The sequence below is a fragment of the Listeria grandensis FSL F6-0971 genome (assembly GCF_000525835.1).
Taxonomy (GTDB): Bacteria; Bacillota; Bacilli; order Lactobacillales; family Listeriaceae; genus Listeria_A; species Listeria_A grandensis.
The window spans coordinates 25,911-52,087 of the sequence record NZ_AODD01000015.1 but is presented as its reverse complement, the minus strand read 5'-3'; the positions used below and the strand labels follow the sequence as shown (position 1 = coordinate 52,087).

Below are 26,177 nucleotides of genomic sequence, written 5' to 3'. Positions count from 1 at the left end.
AACTGCTAACACAACGATATTCCATTACGAATAAAATTTTTCCAAAAAGGCTCCCCATTAGCCGAAAAACATGCTATTCTTAACATAACACACCACAGGAGGGAATAAAAATGAGTAATTGGCACCGCAGCTTTGGCGTATACGGCATTGCAGAAGAAAATGGAAAACTATTAATGATATTGCGTGAAAGTGATCCATATAAACAAAAGTGGGATTTACCTGGGGGCAAGCTAAACGATGACGAAACACTAATGGATTGCCTCAAACGAAATATTGCCGAAATTGGCGGAAAGCCCGATATCACGGCCAATTTTGGCGTTTACGATTTCCTTGTTGGCTATCCATTTCTTGATAAACGTATTTTGCAACACATCACTGCGCTTTTCTATATGCAAGTAGATTTTTCAGCCGAGAAAGCTGTTCCACTAATTTTCCAAACAGAAACAGCTACAACTCTCAACTACAAATGGGTTCCAATGGAGCTTCTCACAGATAAAAACGCCACACCCGCCGCATTAAAAGCTGTCCAGATTCTTCAAAGTAAATAGAGCTCGAAATCAAAAGGAAAAGAAGCATCGTACAAAACCATTATATACTTGGCTTGTACGATGCTTCCCTTTTTTTATATTATTTTTCTTTTACGTCATATAACTCTTGTAACGGAGTCATGATAATGCGGTTTAAATCATTAATAATTAAGCTCATCGCTTGCTCTTTTTCCATTAAGTTCGTGATTGCTGCATTGCTTTGCACTTCCTCAGCCACTTCTTGCGCTAAGTTAATTGTGTCATCATCTATTTCTTGACCTGACATTTGTTTTTCTTGAATCGTCACCTGAACTTCACGGAAACGGTCAAATTTCACTTTCGCTTCAGCATCCGCGTTCACATCCGCATAAGCTTGTTTTAAATTCGAGAATTGTTCCGTTTCACGAATGCCTCGCTCTAAATCGTTTGCAATGTCATAAATATTGATAGTCATGTAATGTTCCTCCATATATACGAAATTTTCTTCCTTCCCCACTATATCAAATTTCGCAGGCAAGGGCAAAAGTTAAAACCAAATAGCGATAACTCCTTGAAGTATTCCAATGAAACCTCCCAAGAATCCTCCCAAGTAGGTAATCATTTTCAATTCTTTTCCTGAAATATCAAGTACGATTTGCTCCATCTCCGCAAGTGAAAAAGCTTCAATCTGATGTTGCACCATCTTGCCGATCTCAAGCCTTCTCATCACATCCGCACTATGTTCTCGCGCAAACTGCAGCACCGCATCCACTAGGAATGGCACGACTTTATCCAAAATCTCCTGCTCATACGGTCGAATCCACTCCTGAACCGGCGTATCCATCCATTTCTCCAATTGGACTGTCCGCATAATTTCAGCAACAAGCTGCTCCGAAAACTTCTCCTGTTTCGAAACCGGTATCACATCTATCAACGCTCGTCCCGAAAATTGTTGCCATTCTGAGACAATCAAAGCTTCCAAAACGCCTGCCGTCTCAGGCTTTCCGATAAATTTCACAACCTCTTTTTGCATCCGCGTTACAAAAGTGTCGTTGTTCAAAAATAACCCGACCATACCGCCAACTTTGCCATGCTCCGCCAAGATTCGCTCGATCATCGCTTTTATTTGCAATTTCCCAGCATCACTCGCTGTAAATAAACCTATTTTCTGTAGCGTTTGTGTCGTGATCGCCGGTATTTTCCGAGCCAACTCTTGCTGTACCACATCCGGCAACACCGTCTGTACTGATTGGTCATTACGCTTAACGAAAAACTGATCTAGCTGTCCCTGCAAAAATACCTCTATTCGCACATGTGCAGTATCACCAAATTCCGTCATATCCCACTGAGCTAATAATTCATTAGGCGTTGTTGCCACTCGTAATTTCTCCAGAACCAACTCATTTGTTGTAACGATTAGCTCCGCGCGTAGCGTTTCCTCAGAAAGCTTTTCTTGCACAGCCTCATTCGTTAACAAATGCTCTGCAACAACCTCACCGATTTTCACAGCCAGCTCCTCGCGCCTTTTTGGAATCACACCAGGCGTGAACGGAACCCGCCATTTTCCAATATATTTTGCCTCAAACGGCCTAAAAAGCATCCGAATAGCAATAAAATTCGTTGCAGCACCAATAAATGCCCCAACAATCACCATAAATAAAATTGTCATCCAAGCGTTCAAAATAGCGTCACCCTCTAATCTCTACGTCGTGTTATCATCTTACGGCATTTATACCTCCGATACAATGGTTTCGCTCTAATTTCAGCCTAAAGTATGACCGTTTTCCCCATCATCTATGTTCGTCATCGCAAGCGGATCAATCCAAACTTCAAACTGCTCTGCCGTCACAAACCCCGACTGTATCGCGGCTTCCTTTAAAGACAAGTCTTCAGCGAATGCCGTCTTCGCAATTTTTGCCGCTTTTTCATAACCAATATGTGGATTAAGCGCGGTTACAAGCATCAAGGAGCGATCCACCAGGCTCTGCATCGCCTCTTCATTCGCTTCCAACCCTTCCAAACAATGCACTCTAAACGAACGCATCCCGTCTGCCAACAAGCGTACAGACTGTAAAAAATTATAAATTATGACCGGCTTATACACATTAAGCTCAAAATTTCCTTGACTTGCCGCCACATTAATCGTCGTATCATTTCCCATTACTTGTGCCGCAACCATTGTCAACGCCTCACATTGCGTAGGATTCACCTTCCCAGGCATGATTGAACTTCCTGGCTCATTCGCTGGAATCTGTAGTTCACCAATACCGCTTCGTGGCCCACTCGCAAGAAATCTCACATCATTTGCGATCTTCATCAAGTCTGACGCCAATGCCCGCAATGCTCCGTGGACAAAATTAAGCTCACTATGACTCGTCAAAGCATAAAACTTATTAGCCGCCGACCGAAACGGATATCCCGTATCGGTTTCCAAATGCTTGGCTACCCGTTCTCCAAAATCAGCTGTCGCATTGAGTCCCGTACCAACAGCCGTGCCACCAATAGCAAGCTCCAATAAATGATCCATACTCTGCACAATGAAAGTTTGCGCATGCGAAATCATGCTTTCCCAACCGCTTATTTCCTGACCGAGCGTAAGCGGTGTCGCATCTTGCAAATGAGTTCGGCCAATTTTGACCATTCGCCAATATTTTTCCTTCTTCACGGCTAGTACCTCACGCATTGCCTCTAGCTCCGGTAGCAAGCGCTCCACTAGCGCTGAATAAGCCGCAATATGCATCGCCGTCGGAAACGTATCATTCGAGCTCTGTGACATATTCACATCATCATTCGGGTGCACCGAATCACCCGCTACATGTGCCACAACCTCGTTTATATTCATATTGGACTGCGTTCCACTGCCCGTTTGCCAAACCACAAGTGGAAAATGCCCATCCAGTTCATGAGCAACGATCCGATCACAAACAGCCACAATCGCCGCTGTCTTCTCCGCGCTTAGCTTTCCAAGATCCGCATTACTCTTTGCTGCCGCCTTCTTCAACTGCGCAAAAGCCTTCACAACCTCACTTGGCATCTTTTCCTCACCAATTTTAAAATTCTGTCTACTGCGCTCCGTTTGCGCTCCCCAGAACTTATCCCCGGCAACCGCTATCTCTCCAATCGTATCGCGTTCTATTCTCTCCATACTCATTCTCCCCCTATTGACTTGCGTGTTTAATTCTATCCTAGCAACAAATCAATAGTAACGCAATACCTTAACACCGTTTCAATAAACTACTTCCAAGCGTTAAAAAACCTACAGAAAAAGTGCCGTTCTCAGCGCCTATTCTGTAGGTTTTTTCATTATCTCCCAAATGAATCTAAAATATTATTGAATCCATCCGCGATTTGGCCACCAATTTCTTTTGCTTTATCGGCGCCTTTCTTAATCGTTTCGCCAGCACCTTTTGCAGAGTCTTTAATTGAACCCCAGAAATCGCCAGCTTGTTCTGTGACTGCATTCTCTTCGTTCTTCTGCTCCGTTTTAGCAGAGGCACTCTTCGTTCCAAAGTCTACTGGTTTCTGATACTTCAAACCACTCTTCATCACATAATGCGCAAGCGAGGCTACACCGTCTGAACTCGTTGTTTTTAAATAATGTGCTTCGTCTGTTTTATCAAAACCAATCCAGACAGAGCCAACTAGTTCTGGTGTATAACCAACAAACCACTGATCTTTCGTGCCATCTGTTGTGAATGGTACTTGTGTCGAGCCTGTTTTTCCAGCCATTTCATAGCCAGATACACCAGCATTCTCACCAGTACCACCATTATTAATAACATCGATCAGCATCGAAGTCATATCTGTCGAAACCTTCTTCGAGATGATCTGTTTTGTTGATGATTCATTTTCGTAAACTACTTTCCCAGTTGGATCAACAATTTTGCGAATAATGTGGGATTCTGGTTTCGCACCGTCATTCGCAAAGGTCGCATACGCCGTCGCAAGTTCAACTGGTGATACACCTTTGCTAAGTCCACCAAGCGTTAAACCAAGATACTCATCTTCTTTCGTCAATTGAATACCGAAACGTTTGACCGAATCGACACCTTTTTGCAAGCCAATCTTATCAAGTAGCCATACTGCTGGGGCGTTAATCGACTTCGCAACTGCCGTATACATAGGCACTTCCCCGCGGTATACACCACCAACGTTTGTAGGCGTATATTTACCATATGTTGTCTTCTTATCTTGTAACATGTCATCCACTTTCCAACCTTCTTCAAGCGCTGGAACATAGGTTGCCAGAGGTTTCATCGTAGAACCTGGTTGAGCTTTCATCTGTGTCGCACGGTTAAAGCCACGGAAAACGTGTTTTCCACGACCACCGACAAGTGCACGGACGCCTCCAGTTGCTGGATCCATCAATACCGCGCCACCTTGTACAAGCGTGCCATCAGGTGCATTGGACGGAAACAGACTGTCATTCTCAAACGTACTTTCAAGCGCTGCCTGGTAGTTCTGATCCAGTTCCGTATAGATTTGATATCCCTGTTTCATGATATCATCTTGCGTTAAATCGGTTTCCTTCAAAGCCTCATTGATGACCGCATCGATATACCAAGGGTAGTGATAGTTATCCGGATCATTTGATTTATCCGTCAGAACCAGCTTCGTCGCCTGATATTCCTTCATCTGGTCTTTCGTAATCTTACCATTTGTGTACATCGCACCAAGCACGATATTGCGTCTATTCACAGCTTTATCTGCGTGCGTATACGGATCGTAGGCCGATGGAGCTTGTAAAAGGCCTGCAATAGTTGCCGCTTGTGGTATCGTCAGATCAGAAGCGCTCGTCCCAAAATACTTCTTCGCCGCATTCTCCACACCCCACTCATTATTTCCGAAGTAGGACGTATTCAAATACATCTCCAAAATTTCATGTTTCGAGTAAGTCCTCTCGATCTCACGCGCCATAAACAATTCTTTGGCTTTCCGCGTAAACGTCTGATCTTGTGTCAGAAGCGCATTCTTTGCTACCTGTTGAGTGATTGTACTACCGCCACCCGTGATGCTTCCGGTCGTGGCAAGTCCCCAAACCGATCGGAAAATACCTTTCATATCGAAACCACCATGTTCATAAAAACGTTTATCTTCAATTGAAATAACAGCATTTTGCAGATTCGGAGAAATATCCTTAATGCTCACAAAAGTAGCATCTGACGCGGAAAGTTCACCCGCTTTATCATTATCCTTATCATAAATGACTGTTGTCGTTTCAAGTCCCTTTTTTAAAGCATCGATATCTGCTGACTTGGCCATAATGACCAGTGATACGATAAAAATCAGTATGCACGTCAAGCCGATAAGTGTTATAAATTTCCCGATATGCTTATTCTTCCAAAAACGGCGGAATTTACTCCAACCGATCCCCAACCACTTCTTTAGAAATAAAAAGAAGCTTTTTAAATAGGTCAAGATAGTTTTGTTCTCATTATTCACGCATATCTCCTAGCTTTCTTCATTAGTATTTGATAGTTATACTCAGCTGTATACTATCCATTTTACGGCAAAAGACGGATTTGCACCACCAACTTTAGACCGATTTTCGTCACCATTTTCTAATTATACACAATTTCGTAACAATATTTACACTTTTTTAATTTTATTTTCAAAATGAGGTTTTTCTCTATGGAGATGGGGTATTTACTTACTGTTAACGAGAAAGGCCAAACGAGAAAAACCATATATTGCATCACCGCCATCTCATTAAGAACGGCGTTATTACATGCTTTCATTTAGACAGATAAAATAACGCAAGCACCTTGCATTTTTTCAGTCTAACAAAGCAAGAAAGGATCTGGAGTATGAAGAAAACACTCATTTATTTTTTGTCCCCAAGGCACATTCGCAGTTCGATGGCCGAGGCTTGGGCTCAAAAACTGGCCATCAATGACGCCCATTTTGTTAGCGGTGCTTGGTGTGCTACAAAAACATCACCATTTGTCGCCGATGCACTTCACGAATACGCGATGGAACCACCAGCGTCAATGCCTGTCACTCCGAATCAAAAATTATTAAAAGAGGCTGATTTAATCGTTACCATCTACGATTCTGCGTCCGAACTCGCTCCTGGGTTCCCCGCTGAATTGGAGGAAAAAATTGTTTACTGGGATATTAAAGATCCTGAACAAACCACAGATGAACCAGACAAGTGGGCGTATTACCAAGAAGTCTGTGATAACATCGCCACCTCTGTCAAAGGATTAGAAAAAGTATTCTTATAAAGATATTTACGTCTCACTAGCAGTCCGTATATACTATACGCATTGTTAGCGAGATTTTTATTAGTTACAAAAATTAGTGGGGTGAGGCAACATGGATAACTATGAAGATTTAAAACGAGGCGAACGCGGAGCTTGGCTCAGCATTATTGTCTACATTTTATTAGCCACTCTGAAAATCGTGATTGGCTCATTGGGCAACTCCGACGCCTTGCAAGCCGATGGTTTAAATAATACAACGGATATCATCGCATCTGTAGCACTACTTATCGGCCTTAAAATTTCGCGAATTCCGCCTGATGAAGATCATCTTTACGGTCATCGTCGCACCGAAACCATCAGTTCTCTGCTAGCTTCTTTTATCATGTTCCTTGTCGGGATTGAAGTTATTTGGCGATCCTTCCTCGCTTTTTTGCATCAAGAATTCGCAACACCATCCACGTTGACCGCGATTGTCGCACTTTTTTCTGGCATCGTGATGTACATCGTTTACTTAATCAACAACAATCTCGCCAAGAAAGTTGATAGTCTAGCCGTCAAAGCTGCTGCCTACGATAATCGGTCGGATGCTTATGTAAGTTTTGGTACTTTTATCGGAATTAGTGGGGCAATTATCGGAATTACTTGGCTCGATAATGTCACCGCATTCCTCGTCGGTCTTCTCATTATTTACACCGCTTGGAAAATTTTCTATGACGCGGCGCACACGCTCACAGACGGTTTTGATATTAGAAAAATTGAAGCGATTCATACCATCATTGCCGATGTCCCACAAGTCCATGAAATCAGGGATATCAAGGCTCGGATGAATGGCAATCGAATTTGGATTGATGCTACGATTACCGTTAAAGCTGACTTAAACGTTGCCCAGAGCCATGCGATTACAGAAAAGATTGAAACAGCCATCCGCGCCGCCTATCCAAATGCTTATACACTTGTCCACATCGAGCCCTATTTCGATTCCGATGACAAAGTAAATTCAGACCAATAAATCACGATGAGCCAATTTTGAATCTTGTTTTATTGACACGTTTGATTTATAATTTAGATTAAGTATATTTTTTGCAGTCGTTGGGAGGGAAAAACACAGTGGGGCAGACAAACTAAAAAACGATATGGAACTAAATAATAGATGTAAACCGTTGCTGTCCTTGTGTTTCCTTACCGAGTGAATATCCTCTGGAACAGACACAAACGCAACATAAACTTTAGAAACCATAGGAGGTGTTCGCCATTTCTGGTGCTTTATCAGAGATGGCCAATCATTGATATTAACCACTAAATTTTTAATTATTGCTTTACTTATCGCCATTTCTGCCTTTTTCGTTGCAACCGAGTTTGCAATCGTAAAAATGCGTCCAAGCCGTTTAGACCAGCTGATATCAGAAGGAAATAAACGTGCCCATTTGGCAAAGCATATTTATAGTCACATGAACGCTTATCTTTCCGCCTGTCAATTGGGTATCACGATCAGCTCACTTGGACTAGGTTGGTTGGGGGAATCGACCGTTGAAGCCGCTCTTCATCCACTCTTTGTACTATTTGAATTGCCGAGCTCGATCACATCTGTACTCTCCTTCGCTATCGCCTTTATCCTAATCACGTTTTTACACGTAGTTGTTGGCGAACTTGTTCCAAAAACACTCGCGATCGACAAGACAGAAGCCGTGGCCCTATCCGTAGCGCGTCCACTGCACATTTTTTACAAAGTGATGTTCCCATTCATCTGGCTTTTAAATGAATCTGCGGTTGTCATTGCCAAAATGTTTGGCTTAGAAACAGCGACCGATCATGAAATTGCCCATACAGAAGAAGAGCTGCGAATTATCGTTGGCGAAAGCTATAAGAGCGGTGAAATTAACCAATCCGAGTTTAGTTATGTGAATAAGATTTTCGATTTTGATGAACGAATGGCAAAAGAAGTCATGATTCCGCGTACAGAAATCGTTACAGTTGCCACTGGCGGTACGATTGCTGACCTTTCGGATATCATGAAATATGAACGCTACACTCGTTATCCAGTTATCGAAGGCGATAAAGACCATATTATTGGCGTACTGAACTTAAAAGAAATCCTTTCCGCATATGTAGAGAATGGTTCCGATCCACTTTTTAGTATCGATCCTTATGTCAAACCAATTATTCGTGTTATTGAAACCATCCCGATTAAGGAATTGCTGATTCGGATGCAGCGTGAACGTTCGCATATCGCGATTTTGCTTGACGAATACGGCGGTACGTCTGGCCTTGTTACAGTCGAAGATATTGTCGAGGAAATTGTTGGTGATATTCGTGACGAATTCGATGCCGACGAAATCCCAGAAATCCGCAAAATTAAAGACGGACACTTCATTATCGACGCTAAAGTCTTGATTGACCAGGTGAATAACATGCTTGGCACAGATATCGAGGAAGAAGAAGTTGACACGATTGGCGGCTGGTTCTTAACACACAATTACGAAGTTGAAATCGGTGATGAAATTGAAAACAATGGCTATATCTTCCGCGTCAAAGAAGCTGAGCCACACCATATTTCTTACATCGAAGTTTTCAAAAAAGAGAAAAAGAAAACAGCAAGCGAAGAAGCGTAAAATAACCCCCGAGTCCACCATACAGGATTCGGGGGTTATTTATTATTTAGATTTGGCAACAAGTTCTACTTTCATCCGGTCTGGACCTTCTGCAAAAACCGCATAATAATTCGGTCCTCCAGCGAAAGGATGGCGATCCTCGTACAAAATCGGGATATCCTGTGCCTTAAATCGCTCCGTCCATGTATCAACGTCGGCACGCGTCGCGACATGAAATGCCAGATGACTAAGGCCTATATGTCCTCGATGATAGCCGGCATCCACAAAACGTGCCTGCGTCTGGACAAATACTAAATACGTCTCGCCGTACATCCAACTAACGCCCATATCCCATTCTGAATAAAGCGAATAACCAAGCCGTTCTAACAAATCATCCCAAAAAATACGTGCCTTTTTCAAATCCGAAACATTGATTTCTACATGATGCAACATCTCACTACACCTCCTTTTTAAAAATGTTTCAGTGCCTCCTTGCGACTTAGCGATGCCAAATCATGCGACTCCACAAAAGAAAGAACCGCATCCGGCTCAAATTTAGCATACTGTCGCAAAGCCCAGCCAATCGCTTTTTGAATAAAGAATTCCTCAGACTCTAGCCACTTCTCACAATTAGCGAACAACAAAGCCGCATCCGTTTTGTCCCTATACTTCAACTGAAACAAGATCGCCGTGCGTGCCAGCCATATATTTTCGCCACCGATCCATTTGGCATTATACGCCTCCATCAATTCTGGATACACCTGAAAATGCCCACCGACAAGCGTCCCTGCAAGCAAATCAACTGTATCCCACCACGAATCCGTCACGACCAACTGCTCATAAAAATCAATGGATTCACGCGGCTGCTTCTTCACATCCTTCGCCAAAATATCAATCGCGATATATCGAAACTCACGTTCGGGCTGTTCATATAACACCTTCGCCACAGCCAATGAATCCCGCGGCTTGCCCTGCTCAGCAACAAATTCCCGATAAACCGCGCGTCGCAACGGACTTCGTAACCCTAAAAAAACAAATTGATTTCGCATATACTGCTCCATCGCAATTTTTTCCTCCGGCAAGGCTCGGCTCCTCAAAAATGCTATCAATGTTTCTATATAACTATCCATGATTCTCTCCTTTTTTGCTCTTACTACGAAAACATGGCACGCTCTTTTTCCATGCTCGCTATCATGAAATCTACATCATCCGGATCGGGACCAACACGCTTACCAGTTTCCAATTGACCAATTCGCTTCATGTCCTCCGCGTCCAATTTAAAATCAAATAACTGCGTATTTTCAAGTGTCCGTTTCGCGCTGATAGAACGAGACATCGTAATCGTATTCCGCTCCATATGCCACCGTAAAATCACTTGATCCACATGCACCCCGTGCTTCCTCGCAATTTCTCCAATCACAGGATTCTGGAATAGCGCACCCTTCGCGAGCGGCGACCAAGCTCCGTGAGCAATACCCTGCTCCGCCAAATAAGCGCGCAACTCATTCTGCGGCAATAGCGGATGTGTCTCCACTTGGTCAATTGCCGGCTTCACATTCGCTTTCACAAACAAATTTGCCAAATGGTGCTCCTTAAAGTTCGCTACACCAATTGCGCGCACCATTTTTTCTTCATATAAACGCTCCATTGCCCGCCAGGTCTCCGTGTACATTTCCGTAAGCGGCCAATGAATTAAATACATATCTAAAAAGTCCACGCCCAAATTCTCCAGCGTATGCTCAAACGCGGTCAATACCTTATCGTATCCTTGATCCCCGTTCCAAATTTTCGAACTAATAAAAAGATCATCCCGAGCGATATCACTGTGTCCGATTGCCTCTCCAACTAGCTTCTCGTTATTATAAACTGCACCTGTATCAAACGAGCGATAACCAAATTCAAGCGCTTTCTCAATTGCCCCAGTGACATGCTGCTGATCGGTTACTTGAAAGACGCCCATACCAAGATAAGGAATCATGGCACCATTATTTAAACGATAACGTGCTTGAAAGGAATTGACCATCGATAAAACCTCCTGCTTTTCGTAGTTTATATAATATCGCAACGCTTTTCTTTCATTAAATACTTAAAACCAGTATACAGAAATCCACCCCGCTTATCTACCAAAAAGCAACCGCCATAAAAACAAAATCGTGAACAAAAACACAATCTAGTTCTCCAAAATAGGACCTTCATAAAAGTTACCTTCCCCTAACTAAAAAAATATATAAAAGAGCCCTTCGTCACGAAAGCCGTCAAATAGCAAATGTAACCGATTTCAAGTAGTTTTTACCTATTTTAACACAAAAAAAAGGATACCTATTGGCGTCATCCTATGTTAGTATGAATATGTAGTAAATTTCTATCCTTGTAATGATTTTTTTATGTATATTTTTTGTAAACATCCGCTCACTGACATCAATGAAAGGTGAGTCCTATTATACTGGGAAAAATCACACAAAAAAGATCGGGGGAATTAAAAAATGGCTTTTAAAAACAAAAAGGACCGTTTTGCATCATTATTACATGACATGGCAGTAAACCTACGTGAGGGCGCCAATTATTTCGCTTCTTACGACATTGAAACTGGGGAAGATCTACATACTTTTTCGGAGAAGATGAAAGAATATGAAACACATGGTGATTCACTTGTCCACAAAATGATTTTAGAACTAAACGATGCCTTCATCACGCCAATCGAGCGCGAAGACATGTTAGAACTAACAAACCGATTAGACGACGTAATGGACGGCTTTGAACAGATTGCCTTCACATTCGAGATCTGTCATATCAAACGATTTGACGATTATATGCAAAAATTCATCGATGCGATCGAAGCAAGTACTGTGGAAATTGAAAAAGCAGTAGACCTCGTATTCGACAAAAAATTAAAAGATGTACGCACATTAGCTATCAAAATAAAGAATTACGAATCGATTTGCGACGAAGTATACCGCGAGTCCTTGATTCAACTTTTCCAAAATGAAGAAAACCCAATCCGCTTAATTCGGATGAAAGAAGTGTATGAGAATTTTGAAGAAATCGCAGACAGTTGTCAAAGTGTAGCCAATACGCTTGAATCAATTGTTATGAAAAACGCGTAAGGGGCCGGCTAAATGGAAGGTATGTTATTTATAACGATTGTCATTGTTATTGCAGCACTAGCGTTTGACCTTATCAACGGATTTCATGACACGGCCAACGCGATTGCAACCAGTGTCTCAACGAAAGCATTAAAACCGAAGCATGCGATTATTCTCGCGGCAGTGATGAACTTTGTCGGTGCCATTTCCTTCACAGGGGTTGCCAAGACAATTACAAAAGACATTGTCGATCCATTCTCCTTACCACATGGTGACCTTGTTATTCTCGCAGCCCTTATATCCGCAATTACCTGGAACTTACTCACCTGGTACTTCGGTATCCCGAGTAGTTCCTCCCATGCTTTGATCGGGTCTATTGCTGGTGGTGCTATTGCGGCAGCAGGATTCGGTGCACTCGAATATAAAGGCTTCTTGACCATCATCATCGGTCTTATCGTGTCTCCATTCCTAGCATTTGGAGTCGGTTTCCTAATCTATAGCCTATTCAAGATGTTCTTAAAGAATTTAAACCTGACATCAACAAATCGTCGTTTCCGCTACATTCAAGTCGGAACTGCGGCACTACAATCCTACACACACGGTACCAATGACGCCCAAAAATCAATGGGTATCATCACACTCGCTTTGATCGCAAACGGTTTTCAACATACCGACGACGTTCAACTTTGGGTACAAGTATCCTGTGCGATCGCGATGGCCGTTGGTACATCGATCGGTGGTTGGAAAATCATCAAAACAGTTGGTGGCAAGATCATGAAAATCAAACCAGTAAGTGGCGTTGCGGCAGATCTAAGTTCCGTATTCATCATTTTTGGTGCAACATTCATTCATCTACCAGTCAGCACAACACACGTTATCAGCTCCTCTATTCTTGGTGTTGGAACAGCTCACCGTGTGAAAGGTGTTAAATGGGATACAGCACAGCGCATGATCATCACTTGGATCATCACATTACCAATCTCAGCCGCACTTGCTGCAGCTGTCTACTATGTCCTACGTTTCTTTTTAGTATAATACTTCAAAACTCGTTTCTAAAATATAGAAGCGAGTTTTTTTATGTTTCCCCTACTAAATAAAGGGAAAAGGTCTATATACAACAAATAGGTTAAGTTAGGAGACGATTTTATGCCAAGCTTTCACTTTCAAAAGCCTTTAGTCATCCGAAAAAATAATCCAATCGAAGTAAAAAATGAAAAAGAAGAAATCATCGGAAATATTGAAAAAATCTCATCACGTATTTCATTTCAAAATAACCATCCACTATACAGCTATTCTAACGACACCACACAAAAAGAATTGGCGACACTGACCATTGAAATTGGTTGGCTTGGAGAAGACGGTTCTTCCGTCGTCTACCACAACCTCGACCCAAGCTTTGATATTTCCTTCAAAGAAATACCAAGTAGCGATCACCATCTGCATATCCGAGCCAACCAAAAAGATCACCGTATCGATATCATTCAAACAGAAACAAAAAGCATCATCAAAATTTTAATAAACCATACCGATATCAGCCACATTTCCATCGATAAATCCATGTCCGGTAGCGCTGTTTTAATTGAATATCAAGAAGACAGCCCACTTCCGCCCGCCTTCTTTTTGTTGTCCTTTTTTATTATCAAATTAATAAAAGAGGAGTTCTAGAATTTAAGCCCATCTCTGTTCCTTCAAACAAGAGGGAGCAGTTTTTTATTGCCTTTTTGATCAAATCGCGTATACTATTGATTATTATCGAATATTCCATTACGAGGGGTTGTGGCTATATGCGTTCCAATGAAACACCGCAAGGAAGCCTATCTGAACTTTCTAGAGGAATGAGTTGGAAAGGCGCCGGTATTGTACTTCTTATTTTAATGGTTACCATCGTTGTACTTGCTTGTCTCTAGTCAAAAAAAGATGCTGCTATTAAGTCAAGCGATTAATAGCAACATCTTTTTTTAATTGGTGTAGAAATCCATCGAAACTGGTGACACACCTCGAAACGGGGTTTTCCCCTCCAATTTGTCAACGATGGCTTGGAGCACTTCGTCTGTTGGGCTGTAGCCATTAATAATTGTCATCACATCGGCAAAATCATACTCGTGATACGGGTTCGCCACCGAGATTAGCATTGTCGGGATTTCGTGAATAAACCATGGTGCGTCAAATCCGGCTAGCGACTTGAACTCCACGCGCAAATTCGTCTGATTCGACATCGTATCCTTCTTTACAAAATAAATAATCAGATCATACTTACTCGTGAACTCCGCAATACTTTCCTTCACCGACTCCATCATGACCTTAATCTGCGAATGATCGATAAAACTCACCTGATATCCCCGCCCTGTCAAAATTTCTCCGAACGCCTCATGGGATTTTTTCTTCCGCTTCTGAAATTTCAACGCAAGCTTCATAATTCCCGACGCGCCCTGCTCTAAAATATCGAAAACATCGAGTTCATTGCCCAGTGAGATAATTCCAATTTTCTGCTGTTCACTTGAATGAATCGGCAACAGATGCTGCGTATCCTTGACCAGCGTGACACCTTCATCCGCGACTTTTTTTCGCCAATTGTTTCGAAGTTATCTCTGAATCAAGCGTTGTTTTCCGCTCCAACCGAGCATCCAAATGTAACCGCGCCTTGAGCCCTAAAATCCGCTGCATCGCGTCATCCAAACGTTCCTCCGTAATAATCCCCTCGCGGAAACCAGCCATCATAAACTGATAATCCTCCTCTAAATTCTTCGTAAACAAGAACATATCATTTCCCGCCGCGATCGCCCTTGGCAACAAATCTCGCCGCTTTCCTTGCGATCCAAAACCGACCATCAAAGACGCATCTGTCATCACTAAGCCATTAAAGCCCAATTCTCCGCGCAATAAATCTTGAATCAAAGCTGGATTTAAACTCGCAGGCACGTCCCGAAGCCCCACTTCCTTATCTTCTTGAAAATAATCCGGCAACGAAATATGGCCCACCATCACGCCCGTCGCGCCATTATCAATGTTATCCCGGTACACTTTTCCAAAAGTCCGCATCCATTCGGGAAACGGCAAACTGTTCACACTTTTAACAACATGATGGTCGCGTCCGTCCACACCATCTCCAGGAAAATGCTTAATTGTTACCGCGCCTCCCGCCTCTTGTGCGCCCCTCACGTACGCCTGTCCCATTGCCGAAACCAGCTCCGGATTGTCACCAAACGAGCGGATATTCGTAATCGGATTTTCCCAATTATAGTTAATATCAATAATCGGTGCAAAAGACATGCTCGCACCAGCCAGCGCCGCCTCACCCATACAAAATTTCCCGAATTCATAGGCGTTATCCACGTTTCCCGTCGCCGCAATCAACATCTCATGCCCGATATTCGTATTCTCTTCTATCAAGCCATTCGAGCCCGTCTCCAAATTAGCCGCTAAAAATGGTGGAATTTTCGAATGCGTCATCAAGTAGGTGTTCACTTTTCTGACGTCTGCTTCCTTCAATGGACGCAACATGACGCCACCCGCTTCAAATTCTGCAACTTCTTGTAACGTCTTATCCTTCGCGTCTCCTGCCGCAATCACAAACAACTGTCGAATCTTCTCTTCCAAACTCATCGTCGCTATCGTATTCGCCACCCATTTCAACTGCGCCGCGTCTAAGTAAAATGGTTTTTTCGTCAAATCCACCGTCATACTTCCTTCACTCCTTTTCTAGCGTCCAAATCCTGCATAATTTGCGGATACAGCTTATCCACCTTATTAAAGGAAAGCACAATCGCCACAATCAAACAAATCATCCCTGGAATCCACAAATTGATCCACACAATCATCGATGATACCGCTTCTGGCTGTGTTGCTAACGTTCCATTATAATGCACTAGCGCTAGCAACCACCCCACGAGCGCCGCACCAACGCCACCACCAATTTTCGTACCAACGCTTGCCGCTGAGTAGGTCAAGCCCTCTATCCGCTTCTTCGTTTTCCATTCCCCATACTCGATCGTATCCGCAATCATTGCAAAAAATCCAGCTGTCCCGATGCCTAAAAAAGCCCCGTTCAGGACTAAAAATCCATAAAACAGCACCAAGTCATCTGGGGATTGGAAAATAAAATAAAACGCTACCGTTGCCAAAAACATAATCAAATTCCCAAATACCGTCGTCTTAATTTTGCCGAATCGTCTAAATAAAAGCGTCGCAACACCCATACCAATCAGCATTCCGGGCATCATCATGACATTTAAAATACCGACCAAGCTCTCATCACCAAAATAGTATTTTGCCATATAAATATTGGACGTCATCTTCAAGCCAGAGAACGTAAACACTAGAATCCCTACAAGCAACATAATCAGCCATGGCTTATTTTTCAGTAGCGCAACGAATCCCTCTTTAAAAGGCGTCACCTTGTCCTCTTGCGTCAAACCCACATGCTCTTCGGTTCCTTTAAAAGTCACTAAAAGACTTGCCGCTGCGACCAAACCAATGATCAAAAATGTCCACGTATAGCCGACAACCTCAATCAACATCGGCGCAATAATCGCCACTAACATTGAGCCAATCAACGCCCCAATTCCCCGAAATACGCCCAACGAACCGCGTTCCACCTGATCATCCGTCATCTTCACCGACAACACGCCATACGGAATATTAATCGCCGTATAAATCACCATCGTCACATTATACGACACAAATGCAAAAATAATATCCGCGATTCCGTTCGTTCCCGGCGTCCAAAACGTAATCATCGCCGAAAAAGCAAATGGAAGCGCTAACCATAATAAATACGGCCGAGCCTTTCCATATTTGGATTTCGTCTTATCCACCAAATTACCGAACACGACATCAATCACACCGTCAAAAATGCGCGAAATCAGTAGAATCGTCCCAGCCACAGCCGCACTAATTCCCGCGTAATCCGTCCAATAAAACAAAATAAAGATCGATATCCCTTGATACACCAGATTGGATGCAAAGTCTCCCATACCATACGATAACTTCTCTTTCATCGACAATTTGCGACGCTTCATCAATTCCCCCACGTACATAGCAAAAAACCCCCCTCGCTTTTTAGAAACCGCTTTCAAACACTATGTTACGCGTGTCCGAAAAAAAGAACAATGTCATTATGCGGCGATAAAAGCGAGAGGACTATCAAATTCCTATCGATGTTTTTTACGATACGCATTCGGTGTCATCTCATATTTCGCATGAAACAACTGATAAAAAAACTGCAAATTATTATAGCCCACTTCACTAGCAATTTTGTTAATAGGCAAAGTCGTTGCAGTAAGCAGTTCCGCAGCCTTATTAAGACGAATAAACTGCAGAAACTGCGAATACGTCATGCCCGTTATTTCCCGGATCAGTTTACTGAAATAATCCGCAGAATAATTAAACTTTCCAACGAGATCTTGCAATTTAATATCCCGATAATTCACCTCGATGTATTTTTCAATCTCATGATATAGCAACTGACGGTATCCTTTTTGCTCTGATTTGATAAAATGATAATCGCACTCCATCGTCAACATATTGAGAAGTCGCGAAAGTAGCCCCTTCATAATCAGAATATAACCAAAATCCTTCGCCGAAATTTCCTCAAACATCCGCAAAAGCACGTTTTCCATTTTCCGCTTATTCGTGCGTGGCGTGAATTTGATATACTCACTTCTCGTCTTCTCCTCAACCAACGCCATTTTCAAAAATTTCACCATGCTGATCTCATTCACATTACTAATCACCGTCTCATCCAACATCCGCTGCGAAATCCCCAGAAAAATAACCTTGCAATCCTTGTTTTGAATATAATCGGCATGAAGCGTATTACAATCCAGCATCAAAACCTCACCAGGATATAGCGTCACATCTTCCTTCTGCACTCGTAACCTAAACGTTCCCTCAACGACAAAGCATAATTCAATATGCCGATTCTTATGCATTGGCGTGATAAACTCCGTCTTGGCAAGCGCCGCCTCCTCGTACACGATCCCGCCATATCCTTCAAAATCCGCTAAATCTGCGTGAAACGACTCCTCCAACTTCTCAAGAAAACTCATTTTAGAGTCAAATATCCCGTTTTCCACCGACCAACGCGTCAAATAAAGCTCATCATCAAAAGACAACTCCCCACCTTGCGTCAAATGCATCGTCGTCGGCATCTGCATCTTTTTCAAATCCTCCACACCAAGCGTATGAGGTCGCGCATCCAACTCATCAGAAAATAAATCACGAAGCGGCATATTCTCCCTCCTCACACAATCCTTCTACTTATTCCTCACCCATGCTTCCCAACATCTTAGCCAGTATCGCATCCGCATGACGCGCCTGCGTATCCGAATCATTATACACCTGAATAAAGCCCTCTATTCCCAAATTAGCAAACTCAATCTCATGCTCCGGCGTAAATAACTTCCCAATCTCCACTTCCAACACCAAAAAAAGGGCATCCAACTGGCGTAACGGCCGCACATCCCGCTCCTCTTCCATTCTTGTAGCAAATAGCTTTAATTCCCGCTGAACCAACTCATTTACAAGGTGCCGCTCCTGCCTTTGCAACATCGGCTCATCCGACTCTGCGTCATAAGCCGCCTTATCCTTAGCAACAAAAAACTCCATACATAAAATGGTCCCATCAAATATCCCTCTAGAATCATTCGGAAACTCTACTTCTTGCATAACAAGTTCATATTCTTTTTCCATCATAACCACACCTTTTCTTTATTTTTAATCTACGATATAATAATCTTGCCTTCATTGTAACATTTACATACCCCCATAGCCATTAGAAAAAAAGAGGACCATCACACATCCATATCGAAGCCCGTCGAAAAAACCACCACATCTTTGTCTGACTTTTATTAAAAATACTATTGCATAATTACTCAAAATCATGTATTATTATATCTATCGAAATAAGTTATCAATTCTATGTTCATCTCTAATAGTTATACATGAAAATGCATAAATTGTCGAGATGCTATACATTATAAAGGAGTGTACGCATGTTTAAAGGGACGTTTTATCTCAAGTTAACCGCTATATTTTTCATACTAATGATCGTATTTTCTAGTTTCGCACCGGCTCTAGCCGCCACAAAAGATACCTCACTCGCTGATGTTCAAAATCGAGGTCGGTTAGTGGTCGGTCTATCCGCTGATTATCCGCCTTATGAATTTCACAAGACGGTTGATGGTAAAGACACATACGTAGGTTTTGACATCAGTATTGCAAAGAAAATCGCCAAAGATATGGGGGTCACGCTAGATATTAGCGAAATGGATTTTGACAGTCTGCTTCCTGCTTTAAAAACGAAGAAAATTGACATGATTATTTCTGGTATGTCTCCAACACCAGAACGTCTAAAAGAAGTTGATTTCTCCGACCCATACATGACTGTCCAACAAAAAGTCGTGATTCGAAAAACAGATAAAGATAAATTCAAAACAACTAATGATTTCGAAGGTGCCTCAGTCGGTGCGCAAAAACAAACAACACAAGAAGCACTCGCGCAAGATGAACTGACAGGCGCGAAAGTGAAGTCATTATCTAAAGTAACGACATTAATGCTTGAATTACAACAAAAGAAACTAGACGCGGTTGTACTCGAAGGTCCCGTTGCTGATGCTTATATTTCGCAATATGATGACCTGATGATTTCCGATGTGCAATTTGTCAATGGAACCAAACAAACCGCTATTGCCATGAATAAAGGAACAACATCACTACAAAAAAGCGTCAATGCCTCCCTTCAAGAAATCAAGGACAAGAATTTGCTAAAAGAATACCAAGAAGAAGCCAATAAAGCCATGTTCAAAGATGGCAACTTCTTCACACAATACGGTTCTTACTATATTAAAGGCGCACTTTATACTATCGGAATCGCTGCTGTTGGTGTCCTTTTCGGTTCCATCCTCGGTGCCTTACTCGCTCTAATGAAACTTGCTAGAACAAGATGGTTACGTTGGCCAGCAAATTGTTACATCGAATTCGTACGTGGAACCCCATTACTCGTTCAAATTTTCCTTGTTTATTTTGGGACAACCGCCATATTCGGAGGGCTTAATCTGCCAGCGATTGTTGCCGGTTGTATCGCCCTATCACTAAACAGTGCCGCTTATGTCGCGGAAATCATTCGTGCTGGAATCCTGGCCGTTGATAAAGGACAAGAAGAAGCCGCACGTAGTCTTGGTATGACCAAAGTTGCTAGTATGCGTTATATCATTTTGCCACAAGCGATTAAAAACATTTTACCAGCACTCGGCAATGAATTTATTACCGTTATTAAAGAATCATCCATCGTGTCCATTATCGGTATTACCGAATTAATGTTTATGTCCGGAGTCGTTGCAGGAGCAAGCTTCAACGCCGTGCTTCCATACGCAGTCGCAGCTGTGATTTACTTCATCCTAACGTTCGGTCTGTCCAGACTTCTAGGCGTTGCTGAAAGGAGAATGAGAACAAGTGATTAAAGTAACCAAACTACAAAAGCATTTCGATAAATTAGAAGTTTTAAAAGGGCTTGATATAGAAGTAGCGCAAGGTGAGGTGGTCGTTGTCATCGGCCCCTCAGGATCAGGAAAAAGCACTTTCTTGCGTTGTTTGAACTTACTCGAACAACCAACTGGCGGCGTTATCGAATTCGAGGGCACGAACCTCACAGATAAAAACGTTAACATCAACGAATTGCGTCAACGAATGGGCATGGTTTTCCAAAGCTTCAACCTGTTTCCACATAAAACCGTGCTTGAGAATTTGACTCTGGCACCGCTAAAAGTAAAAGGCGAATCCGCCGAGACTGCAAAAAAACACGCCTTGTCCCTGCTTGATAAAGTAGGCCTCGCTGACAAAGCAAACAGCTATCCATCATCGCTATCCGGCGGACAAAAACAACGGGTTGCCATCGCACGTGCCTTAGCAATGAACCCTGACGTAATGCTCTTTGATGAACCAACGTCCGCGCTCGATCCAGAAATGGTCGGCGAGGTTCTTCAGGTGATGAAGAGCTTAGCCAAAGAAGGCATGACAATGGTCGTTGTGACACACGAAATGGGCTTTGCTAAAGAAGTAGCCGATCGTGTCATCTTCATGGACGGCGGTTATATCCAAGAAGAAGGTACGCCAGAACAACTCTTCGATAACCCGCAAAATGAAAGAACACAAAGTTTTCTCGGAAAAGTGTTATAATAAACAAAAAGTGGAATGCCAATTCGGTCGCATTCCACTTTTATCTACATATGGAGGTTTTTTAAAATGAATGCATCTCATTTAGCGAAAAAATATCAACAAGCACCCGTTAATATCCTATCTCAAATCACAACCATCGCGAAAACAACGCCCAATCTGATTGACTTTTCGATTGGCGATCCCGACCTGATTACCGACCAAGAAATTATCGAGGCATCCTTCCAAGACGTCAAAAACGGCCAAACCAAATATACCGAAGCATCCGGTGACATCGAACTACTCCAAGCGATTTCAGGATTTTACGACCGCACGTATGATTTGCAGTTTCCAACGAGCGAAATTCGCGCAACAGTCGGTGCCTGCCACGGTATGTACTTAGCACTCCAAGCCATCATGGACGCGGGCGACGAAGTCATCATCCACGAGCCCTACTTCACGCCTTACAAAGATCAAGTAATGGCAGCTGGCGGTATCCCCGTCTTCATTCCAACCTACGAAAAAGACGATTTTGCAATCAATCTAGATATTTTAAAAGCCGCGATCACCGACAAAACGAAGGCGCTGATTCTAAATTCACCGAACAACCCAACTGGTGCGGTGTTCTCCAAAGAAATCTTTGAAGAAATCGCCGCACTCGCCAAAGAACACAATTTCTACATCCTATCCGATGAAGTCTACGACGGCTTTAGTTTTTACGAGAAGTTCACCCCGATGGCAAAATACGCACCAGACCATACCATCACGCTCGGCAGCCTCTCGAAAAACTTTGCGATGACCGGCTGGCGGATTGGTTATATAATCGCGGGCAACTACATCATTGAAGCCGTAAAAGCAATCAACGAAGGCATCACGTTCTCCGCCCCATCACCATCCCAGAGAGCCGCCATACACGCAATGAACCATGCCGAGAAGTTTATACCCGCCGTCACAAAAACCTTCCAAGAACGGCTAGAATACGTCGGAAAACGCGTTGCAGAGATACCGTACCTATCCATTCATCCCATCAAAGGCACGATTTACGCCTTCATCAACATCAGCGGCTCCGGCATGACCTCCGTCCCGTTCTGCGAATACGTCTTAAAAGAAACCCAAGTGCTACTCATTCCAGGCCTAGCGTTTGGCGACACCGGAGACAATTACGTCCGCCTAGCCGCGACACAAAACTTAGAAGTATTAAAAGAAGCTTTTGATCGCTTAGCAAAACTAGAATTCTAAACAGAAATAGAAATAAGACCATGGCGCAAAGCCATGGTCTCACCTTTACACCAAATTATACTTCCATTGTTCATGCCCATGCCACCAAACCTCAGCGGAGCGAGAAGGCCTTAGTTCCTAGGCAAAAGCGAGTACCGAAGCGTACGATTTGTACATTGACTGAAAACAGGGAGGGAGTCGTATCCCCGACCATGTAAGAAGTTATGCGAAACGTAGTGTACAAGAGCACCGGAACAGAACTTTTAACGACAGAGATAAGCGTTTGTCGCTTCGCTGAAGAGCCATTAGCCGATGGTTGGAGCCATGGATACTTGCCAATTCGTAATCATTCGGTGCATTTCTTCCTCCGTCAACACATTAAACGCGATAATCTGATCCACCGAAACCGTCAATCCCTTCGAAAAACGATTCACCCTTGATGCCGAAACACAGTTAATATACACATCTTTCAGGGCAACCACACTATGCGGAATCTCATCCGGAATATCGGTAATCCCAATAATATACCCAATGGCCGTCACAAATAAGACCGGCTCACCATGTGTCATTTGCTCGAATAACTCTACTTCTTTTATCGTATTTTCAATCATTTTCAATCACTCCTCATCATTTCCTTCTTTATTTACCCACTAAAAACGCATCCAAATCCACATCTTCAAATGAATCATAAACACTCGTACCTTCCGGGAACACAATGCCCTTCGTCACTTCATTTTTCACAACAATCACGTGAAGTCCTGCACCTACTGCTGACAAAGAACCATTCCGAGAATCTTCTACAGCAACAGCTTCCTCCGGTTTCACACCAAGCGCCTCTATTGCTTGACGATAAAGCGCTGGGTCAGGTTTGATAACCTCCACATCATCCGCCGTCTGAATCGTTTCAAAGTCCTCTAAGATACCAAACTTCTCTAAAATAGGATCTACCCAAGCCCGCGCTGAACTTGTCGCCAAGCCAATTTTGTAGCCATTATCCTTGGCATAATGAAACAATCGCATGAAACCCTCACGCATTTCCAATTTATCACGGCCGTTGTGCACTTGTAAGTCTATGTATTTTTGAAAAGCCGCTGCATCAAATTTACCATTCGTCTGCTCTGCCATATATAGAAGTAACGGCTCATCCGTGCTCCCAACCACCTGCTCATAAACATTCATCGGCAACTCCATACCATAGTTCTCTTGCAAATATTTCTGTGTTTCGTCAAACCAAACCGCTTCCGTATCAATCATCGTGCCATCAAAATCAAAAACAAATGCTTTCATGATTTTCCTCCAACTCACTTATTTCAACACCTTCATTATAACATATGAAACCGTTTCATCCTTAAAAAGAATATAACTTCCCAAAATAAGCTTGCATTTCAATCGAAAAACGAATATTATTGTAGATGTGATTTTAAAACGTTCGTAATAAGACGAGAAATCATCTTTTTAATTATAAAAGGGAGTGGAATTTTATGTTTCAACTAAAGGCTCATGGAACAGATGTCAAAACGGAGGTCATTTCAGGCTTTACAACATTTTTAACAATGGTCTATATCATTGTCGTAAACCCGGCTATCCTTTCAGCAGCAGGCGTTCCTTTTAACACAGTCTTCATGGCAACGATTATTTCGGCGGTCATCGGGACACTATGGATGGCACTATTCGCCAATTACCCCATCGCGATTGCGCCTGGGCTCGGGATGAATGCCTATTTCGTCACCGTTGTCACTACGCAAAAATTAGACTACACCACAGCATTCACAGCGGTTTTCGTAGCGGGTATCATTTTCTTACTACTATCATTAACACCCTTTCGTGAAAAATTAATCACGGCAATCCCGCATACACTAAAAGCAGGTATCACAGCGGGGATTGGACTTTTCATCGCCTTCCTAGGTTTCCGCATGACGGGAATCATCGTGAAAAGCGACTCCAATCTTGTGGGACTTGGTGATCTTCACTCACCAGAAGCATTGCTTGCCATCGCCGGCCTCTTAATTACACTTATTTTCTTGGCGCTAAATGTCAAGGGGGCGCTCTTCATCGGGATGATCGCCACCGGAATCATCGCTTTTTTCACAGGCGAATTAAAATTCAATGGCTTTGTCAAAATGCCATCGATGCCTGATCTTGTCATCACCAACCCAATTCACGCATTCGGTGATGTGATCTCATACAGCCTGTACGGCGTTGTTCTATCCTTCTTGCTAATCACGATTTTCGATACAACAGGAACGATGATCGGCGTCGCTAAAAAAGCCGGTCTGATGAAAGGCGAAAGCTTGCCAAATGCCAAACATGCCTTACTCGCAGATGCAGTCGCAACCAGTGTCGGCTCCATGTTTGGTACAACACCAACAAGTGCGTATATCGAGTCATCCGCAGGTGTTGCAACAGGCGGACGTACCGGTTTAACAACATTAACCGTAGCAGGACTATTTATTGTCTCCGCCTTCTTCGCCCCACTCGTCGGTGCCGTTTCAGGTATTTCAGCAATCACCGCACCAGCCTTATTATCGTTGGTAGCATGATGATTGGCGCCGTTAAAGAAATCGACTGGGACACGCTTGACGAAGCCTTCCCTGCATTCCTAGTCATCCTTGCGATGCCACTAACTTCAAGCATCGCAATCGGTCTTGCATTCGGCTTCATCTCCTACCCAATCCTAAAAATCTTCACAGGTAAATGGCGCGAACTCAACTGGTTCCTTATCGTCATCGCGATTCTATTCTTTATATTAGTCGCATTCCTACCACATTAACAACAAAAAGTGATATTCCTATCTTGGGAGTATCACTTTTCTAGTTCACCTATTTCCCAATTCGATGCAAAAATACCCACATTGAGCCCTCGTTTATTCACCATTCCGACAAACTCAAAGCCTCGAAATCATGCTATACTAGTACATAACACCTTAGAAGGGAGGGCTTATCATGGGATTTTTAGAATCATATAAATCATTTTGGAAAAACTATGTGAATTTCACTGGACGTTCTACACGCTCGGCTTATTGGTATGCGATTTTATGGAATGCTATTATTATTAGTATCTTTTATGTATTAATGCTAGTTTTCATCGTATTTACAGTGGCAACGTCTGCAACCAACGCCTCGGGGGACTTAGTGTTCCTCATGACATCCGGTTCCACATTGTTTATCTTGATACTACTATTTCTTTATGAATTAGCAACATTTATTCCAATGCTAGCTTTGAGCATTCGCCGTTTGCATGATTCCAATAAAAGTGGTTGGTTCATTTTACTCGGCTTGATTCCATTTGTAGGCAGTATTATTATGATCATTTTCATGTGCCTACCTAGCGAACTATCCATAGCAGACGATTTCGATTTTTAATACACAAGAGGACGCGAATCAATTTTCGTCCTTTTTGTTTGAAAAATTATATATATAGCCATTT

26 protein-coding genes and 1 pseudogene are annotated in these 26,177 nt (G+C 42.8%); 13 read left to right on the top strand and 14 right to left on the bottom strand.

Going from position 1 to position 26,177, the window contains the following annotated elements:
- Positions 1-110 precede the first annotated feature (110 nt).
- Entirely contained in the window at positions 111-548 is a 438-nt protein-coding gene (locus PGRAN_RS10095; protein ID WP_036066886.1) for an NUDIX domain-containing protein, read from the top strand.
- A 79-nt stretch (positions 549-627) separates the two neighbouring features.
- Here PGRAN_RS10095 and PGRAN_RS10090 read toward each other — a convergent pair whose 3' ends face one another.
- The 4 genes from PGRAN_RS10090 to PGRAN_RS10075 form a co-directional block, all read right to left on the bottom strand.
- A complete protein-coding gene (locus tag PGRAN_RS10090) occupies positions 628-981 on the bottom strand; it encodes a YlbF/YmcA family competence regulator (RefSeq protein ID WP_036067012.1) in 354 nt (117 codons plus the stop codon).
- Positions 982-1,053: 72 nt separating this feature from the next.
- Positions 1,054-2,187, bottom strand: a complete 1,134-nt coding sequence (locus PGRAN_RS10085; RefSeq protein ID WP_051998567.1) for a DUF445 domain-containing protein — start codon at positions 2,185-2,187, stop codon at positions 1,054-1,056.
- Between the two features lie 81 nt (positions 2,188-2,268).
- Positions 2,269-3,651, bottom strand: coding sequence for a class II fumarate hydratase (fumC, locus tag PGRAN_RS10080; RefSeq protein ID WP_036066884.1), 1,383 nt, complete (start codon positions 3,649-3,651; stop codon positions 2,269-2,271).
- Positions 3,652-3,809: 158 nt separating this feature from the next.
- Positions 3,810-5,948, bottom strand: coding sequence for a transglycosylase domain-containing protein (locus PGRAN_RS10075; protein ID WP_036066883.1), 2,139 nt, complete (start codon positions 5,946-5,948; stop codon positions 3,810-3,812).
- Between the two features lie 365 nt (positions 5,949-6,313).
- On the opposite strand from PGRAN_RS10075, the gene PGRAN_RS10070 reads away from it, so the two are divergent.
- The 3 genes from PGRAN_RS10070 (at position 6,314) to PGRAN_RS10060 (ending at position 9,321) form a co-directional block, all read left to right on the top strand.
- The gene (locus tag PGRAN_RS10070; protein ID WP_036066881.1) at positions 6,314-6,733 is read left to right on the top strand and encodes a low molecular weight phosphatase family protein; all 420 of its coding nucleotides are present in this window, start codon (positions 6,314-6,316) and stop codon (positions 6,731-6,733) included.
- Between the two features lie 91 nt (positions 6,734-6,824).
- Positions 6,825-7,721 (top strand): cation diffusion facilitator family transporter, encoded by an 897-nt coding sequence (locus PGRAN_RS10065; protein WP_036066879.1) that lies wholly within the window; start codon positions 6,825-6,827, stop codon positions 7,719-7,721.
- Positions 7,722-7,995: 274 nt separating this feature from the next.
- Complete coding sequence (locus tag PGRAN_RS10060; protein WP_036066877.1) at positions 7,996-9,321, top strand: hemolysin family protein; 1,326 nt, start codon at positions 7,996-7,998, stop codon at positions 9,319-9,321.
- A 42-nt stretch (positions 9,322-9,363) separates the two neighbouring features.
- Here PGRAN_RS10060 and PGRAN_RS10055 read toward each other — a convergent pair whose 3' ends face one another.
- From PGRAN_RS10055 to PGRAN_RS10045, 3 genes are read right to left on the bottom strand one after another with little or no spacing between them, the layout of a single operon-like run.
- Positions 9,364-9,753, bottom strand: a complete 390-nt coding sequence (locus tag PGRAN_RS10055; protein WP_036066876.1) for a VOC family protein — start codon at positions 9,751-9,753, stop codon at positions 9,364-9,366.
- A 17-nt stretch (positions 9,754-9,770) separates the two neighbouring features.
- On the bottom strand, positions 9,771-10,430 hold the full coding sequence (locus PGRAN_RS10050) for a DNA alkylation repair protein (RefSeq protein WP_036066874.1): 660 nt from the start codon (positions 10,428-10,430) through the stop codon (positions 9,771-9,773).
- Between the two features lie 23 nt (positions 10,431-10,453).
- Positions 10,454-11,323, bottom strand: a complete 870-nt coding sequence (locus PGRAN_RS10045; RefSeq protein WP_036066872.1) for an aldo/keto reductase — start codon at positions 11,321-11,323, stop codon at positions 10,454-10,456.
- A 460-nt stretch (positions 11,324-11,783) separates the two neighbouring features.
- Between PGRAN_RS10045 and PGRAN_RS10040 the strand changes: the two genes are divergently transcribed.
- The 4 genes from PGRAN_RS10040 to PGRAN_RS17305 all read left to right on the top strand — a co-directional run bounded on the left by PGRAN_RS10040 (position 11,784) and on the right by PGRAN_RS17305 (position 14,290).
- Positions 11,784-12,404 carry a DUF47 domain-containing protein gene (locus PGRAN_RS10040; RefSeq protein WP_036066870.1) on the top strand — a complete coding sequence of 207 codons (621 nt, stop codon included), beginning with the start codon at positions 11,784-11,786 and terminating at the stop codon, positions 12,402-12,404.
- A gap of 12 nt (positions 12,405-12,416) precedes the next feature.
- Positions 12,417-13,418 carry an inorganic phosphate transporter gene (locus PGRAN_RS10035; protein ID WP_036066869.1) on the top strand — a complete coding sequence of 334 codons (1,002 nt, stop codon included), beginning with the start codon at positions 12,417-12,419 and terminating at the stop codon, positions 13,416-13,418.
- A gap of 111 nt (positions 13,419-13,529) precedes the next feature.
- Positions 13,530-14,048 (top strand): hypothetical protein, encoded by a 519-nt coding sequence (locus tag PGRAN_RS10030; RefSeq protein ID WP_036066868.1) that lies wholly within the window; start codon positions 13,530-13,532, stop codon positions 14,046-14,048.
- 119 nt (positions 14,049-14,167) lie between these two features.
- Positions 14,168-14,290, top strand: a complete 123-nt coding sequence (locus PGRAN_RS17305; protein WP_241433332.1) for a DUF6366 family protein — start codon at positions 14,168-14,170, stop codon at positions 14,288-14,290.
- A gap of 51 nt (positions 14,291-14,341) precedes the next feature.
- On the opposite strand, the gene PGRAN_RS16320 is transcribed toward PGRAN_RS17305, so the two are convergent.
- The 5 genes from PGRAN_RS16320 to PGRAN_RS10010 all read right to left on the bottom strand — a co-directional run bounded on the left by PGRAN_RS16320 (position 14,342) and on the right by PGRAN_RS10010 (position 19,076).
- Positions 14,342-14,896: a hypothetical protein gene (locus tag PGRAN_RS16320; RefSeq protein WP_051998566.1), complete on the bottom strand. Its 555-nt coding sequence runs from the start codon at positions 14,894-14,896 to the stop codon at positions 14,342-14,344.
- Positions 14,897-14,930: 34 nt separating this feature from the next.
- On the bottom strand, positions 14,931-16,064 hold the full coding sequence (locus PGRAN_RS10025) for a glycoside hydrolase family 3 protein (RefSeq protein ID WP_051998565.1): 1,134 nt from the start codon (positions 16,062-16,064) through the stop codon (positions 14,931-14,933).
- Positions 16,061-17,419, bottom strand: a complete 1,359-nt coding sequence (locus tag PGRAN_RS10020; RefSeq protein ID WP_036066867.1) for an MFS transporter — start codon at positions 17,417-17,419, stop codon at positions 16,061-16,063. The genes PGRAN_RS10025 and PGRAN_RS10020 overlap by 4 nt, the downstream gene beginning before the upstream one ends.
- A gap of 114 nt (positions 17,420-17,533) precedes the next feature.
- Complete coding sequence (locus PGRAN_RS10015) at positions 17,534-18,613, bottom strand: helix-turn-helix domain-containing protein (RefSeq protein ID WP_036066866.1); 1,080 nt, start codon at positions 18,611-18,613, stop codon at positions 17,534-17,536.
- Between the two features lie 28 nt (positions 18,614-18,641).
- Positions 18,642-19,076 carry a hypothetical protein gene (locus PGRAN_RS10010; RefSeq protein WP_149024037.1) on the bottom strand — a complete coding sequence of 145 codons (435 nt, stop codon included), beginning with the start codon at positions 19,074-19,076 and terminating at the stop codon, positions 18,642-18,644.
- 299 nt (positions 19,077-19,375) lie between these two features.
- On the opposite strand from PGRAN_RS10010, the gene PGRAN_RS10005 reads away from it, so the two are divergent.
- From PGRAN_RS10005 to PGRAN_RS09995, 3 genes are all read left to right on the top strand, one after another.
- On the top strand, positions 19,376-20,842 hold the full coding sequence (locus PGRAN_RS10005) for an ABC transporter substrate-binding protein/permease (RefSeq protein WP_036066861.1): 1,467 nt from the start codon (positions 19,376-19,378) through the stop codon (positions 20,840-20,842).
- Positions 20,835-21,557, top strand: coding sequence for an amino acid ABC transporter ATP-binding protein (locus tag PGRAN_RS10000; RefSeq protein WP_036066860.1), 723 nt, complete (start codon positions 20,835-20,837; stop codon positions 21,555-21,557). Before PGRAN_RS10005 ends, PGRAN_RS10000 begins: the two co-directional genes overlap by 8 nt.
- A 66-nt stretch (positions 21,558-21,623) precedes the next feature.
- Entirely contained in the window at positions 21,624-22,772 is a 1,149-nt protein-coding gene (locus tag PGRAN_RS09995; protein ID WP_036066857.1) for a pyridoxal phosphate-dependent aminotransferase, read from the top strand.
- A gap of 284 nt (positions 22,773-23,056) precedes the next feature.
- Here the strand turns inward: PGRAN_RS09995 and PGRAN_RS09990 are convergent, their stop codons facing one another.
- Positions 23,057-23,347 carry a hypothetical protein gene (locus PGRAN_RS09990; RefSeq protein ID WP_051998588.1) on the bottom strand — a complete coding sequence of 97 codons (291 nt, stop codon included), beginning with the start codon at positions 23,345-23,347 and terminating at the stop codon, positions 23,057-23,059.
- A 43-nt stretch (positions 23,348-23,390) separates the two neighbouring features.
- Positions 23,391-24,038, bottom strand: coding sequence for an HAD family hydrolase (locus PGRAN_RS09985; RefSeq protein ID WP_036066855.1), 648 nt, complete (start codon positions 24,036-24,038; stop codon positions 23,391-23,393).
- A gap of 194 nt (positions 24,039-24,232) precedes the next feature.
- On the opposite strand from PGRAN_RS09985, the pseudogene PGRAN_RS09980 reads away from it, so the two are divergent.
- Together PGRAN_RS09980 and PGRAN_RS09975 are read left to right on the top strand one after the other, a co-directional pair.
- Positions 24,233-25,521, top strand: a pseudogene (locus PGRAN_RS09980) (NCS2 family permease).
- 172 nt (positions 25,522-25,693) lie between these two features.
- Complete coding sequence (locus PGRAN_RS09975; protein ID WP_036066851.1) at positions 25,694-26,113, top strand: DUF805 domain-containing protein; 420 nt, start codon at positions 25,694-25,696, stop codon at positions 26,111-26,113.
- Positions 26,114-26,177 lie beyond the last annotated feature (64 nt).

Bases quoted from the DNA above. Each gene is read 5' to 3' on its own strand.
- PGRAN_RS09985 (WP_036066855.1), bottom strand. From the start codon at position 24,038: ATGAAAGCATTTGTTTTTGATTTTGATGGCACGATGATTGATACGGAA.
- PGRAN_RS09995 (WP_036066857.1), top strand. From the start codon at position 21,624: ATGAATGCATCTCATTTAGCGAAAAAATATCAACAAGCACCCGTTAAT.
- PGRAN_RS17305 (WP_241433332.1), top strand. From the start codon at position 14,168: ATGCGTTCCAATGAAACACCGCAAGGAAGCCTATCTGAACTTTCTAGA.
- fumC (WP_036066884.1), bottom strand. From the start codon at position 3,651: ATGGAGAGAATAGAACGCGATACGATTGGAGAGATAGCGGTTGCCGGG.
- PGRAN_RS09975 (WP_036066851.1), top strand. From the start codon at position 25,694: ATGGGATTTTTAGAATCATATAAATCATTTTGGAAAAACTATGTGAAT.
- PGRAN_RS10055 (WP_036066876.1), bottom strand. From the start codon at position 9,753: ATGTTGCATCATGTAGAAATCAATGTTTCGGATTTGAAAAAGGCACGT.
- PGRAN_RS10035 (WP_036066869.1), top strand. From the start codon at position 12,417: ATGGAAGGTATGTTATTTATAACGATTGTCATTGTTATTGCAGCACTA.
- PGRAN_RS10050 (WP_036066874.1), bottom strand. From the start codon at position 10,430: ATGGATAGTTATATAGAAACATTGATAGCATTTTTGAGGAGCCGAGCC.
- PGRAN_RS10045 (WP_036066872.1), bottom strand. From the start codon at position 11,323: ATGGTCAATTCCTTTCAAGCACGTTATCGTTTAAATAATGGTGCCATG.
- PGRAN_RS10005 (WP_036066861.1), top strand. From the start codon at position 19,376: ATGTTTAAAGGGACGTTTTATCTCAAGTTAACCGCTATATTTTTCATA.
- PGRAN_RS10015 (WP_036066866.1), bottom strand. From the start codon at position 18,613: ATGCCGCTTCGTGATTTATTTTCTGATGAGTTGGATGCGCGACCTCAT.
- PGRAN_RS10040 (WP_036066870.1), top strand. From the start codon at position 11,784: ATGGCTTTTAAAAACAAAAAGGACCGTTTTGCATCATTATTACATGAC.
- PGRAN_RS10030 (WP_036066868.1), top strand. From the start codon at position 13,530: ATGCCAAGCTTTCACTTTCAAAAGCCTTTAGTCATCCGAAAAAATAAT.
- PGRAN_RS10010 (WP_149024037.1), bottom strand. From the start codon at position 19,076: ATGATGGAAAAAGAATATGAACTTGTTATGCAAGAAGTAGAGTTTCCG.
- PGRAN_RS10020 (WP_036066867.1), bottom strand. From the start codon at position 17,419: ATGTACGTGGGGGAATTGATGAAGCGTCGCAAATTGTCGATGAAAGAG.
- PGRAN_RS10070 (WP_036066881.1), top strand. From the start codon at position 6,314: ATGAAGAAAACACTCATTTATTTTTTGTCCCCAAGGCACATTCGCAGT.
- PGRAN_RS10025 (WP_051998565.1), bottom strand. From the start codon at position 16,064: ATGACGGTGGATTTGACGAAAAAACCATTTTACTTAGACGCGGCGCAG.
- PGRAN_RS10090 (WP_036067012.1), bottom strand. From the start codon at position 981: ATGACTATCAATATTTATGACATTGCAAACGATTTAGAGCGAGGCATT.
- PGRAN_RS10065 (WP_036066879.1), top strand. From the start codon at position 6,825: ATGGATAACTATGAAGATTTAAAACGAGGCGAACGCGGAGCTTGGCTC.
- PGRAN_RS10095 (WP_036066886.1), top strand. From the start codon at position 111: ATGAGTAATTGGCACCGCAGCTTTGGCGTATACGGCATTGCAGAAGAA.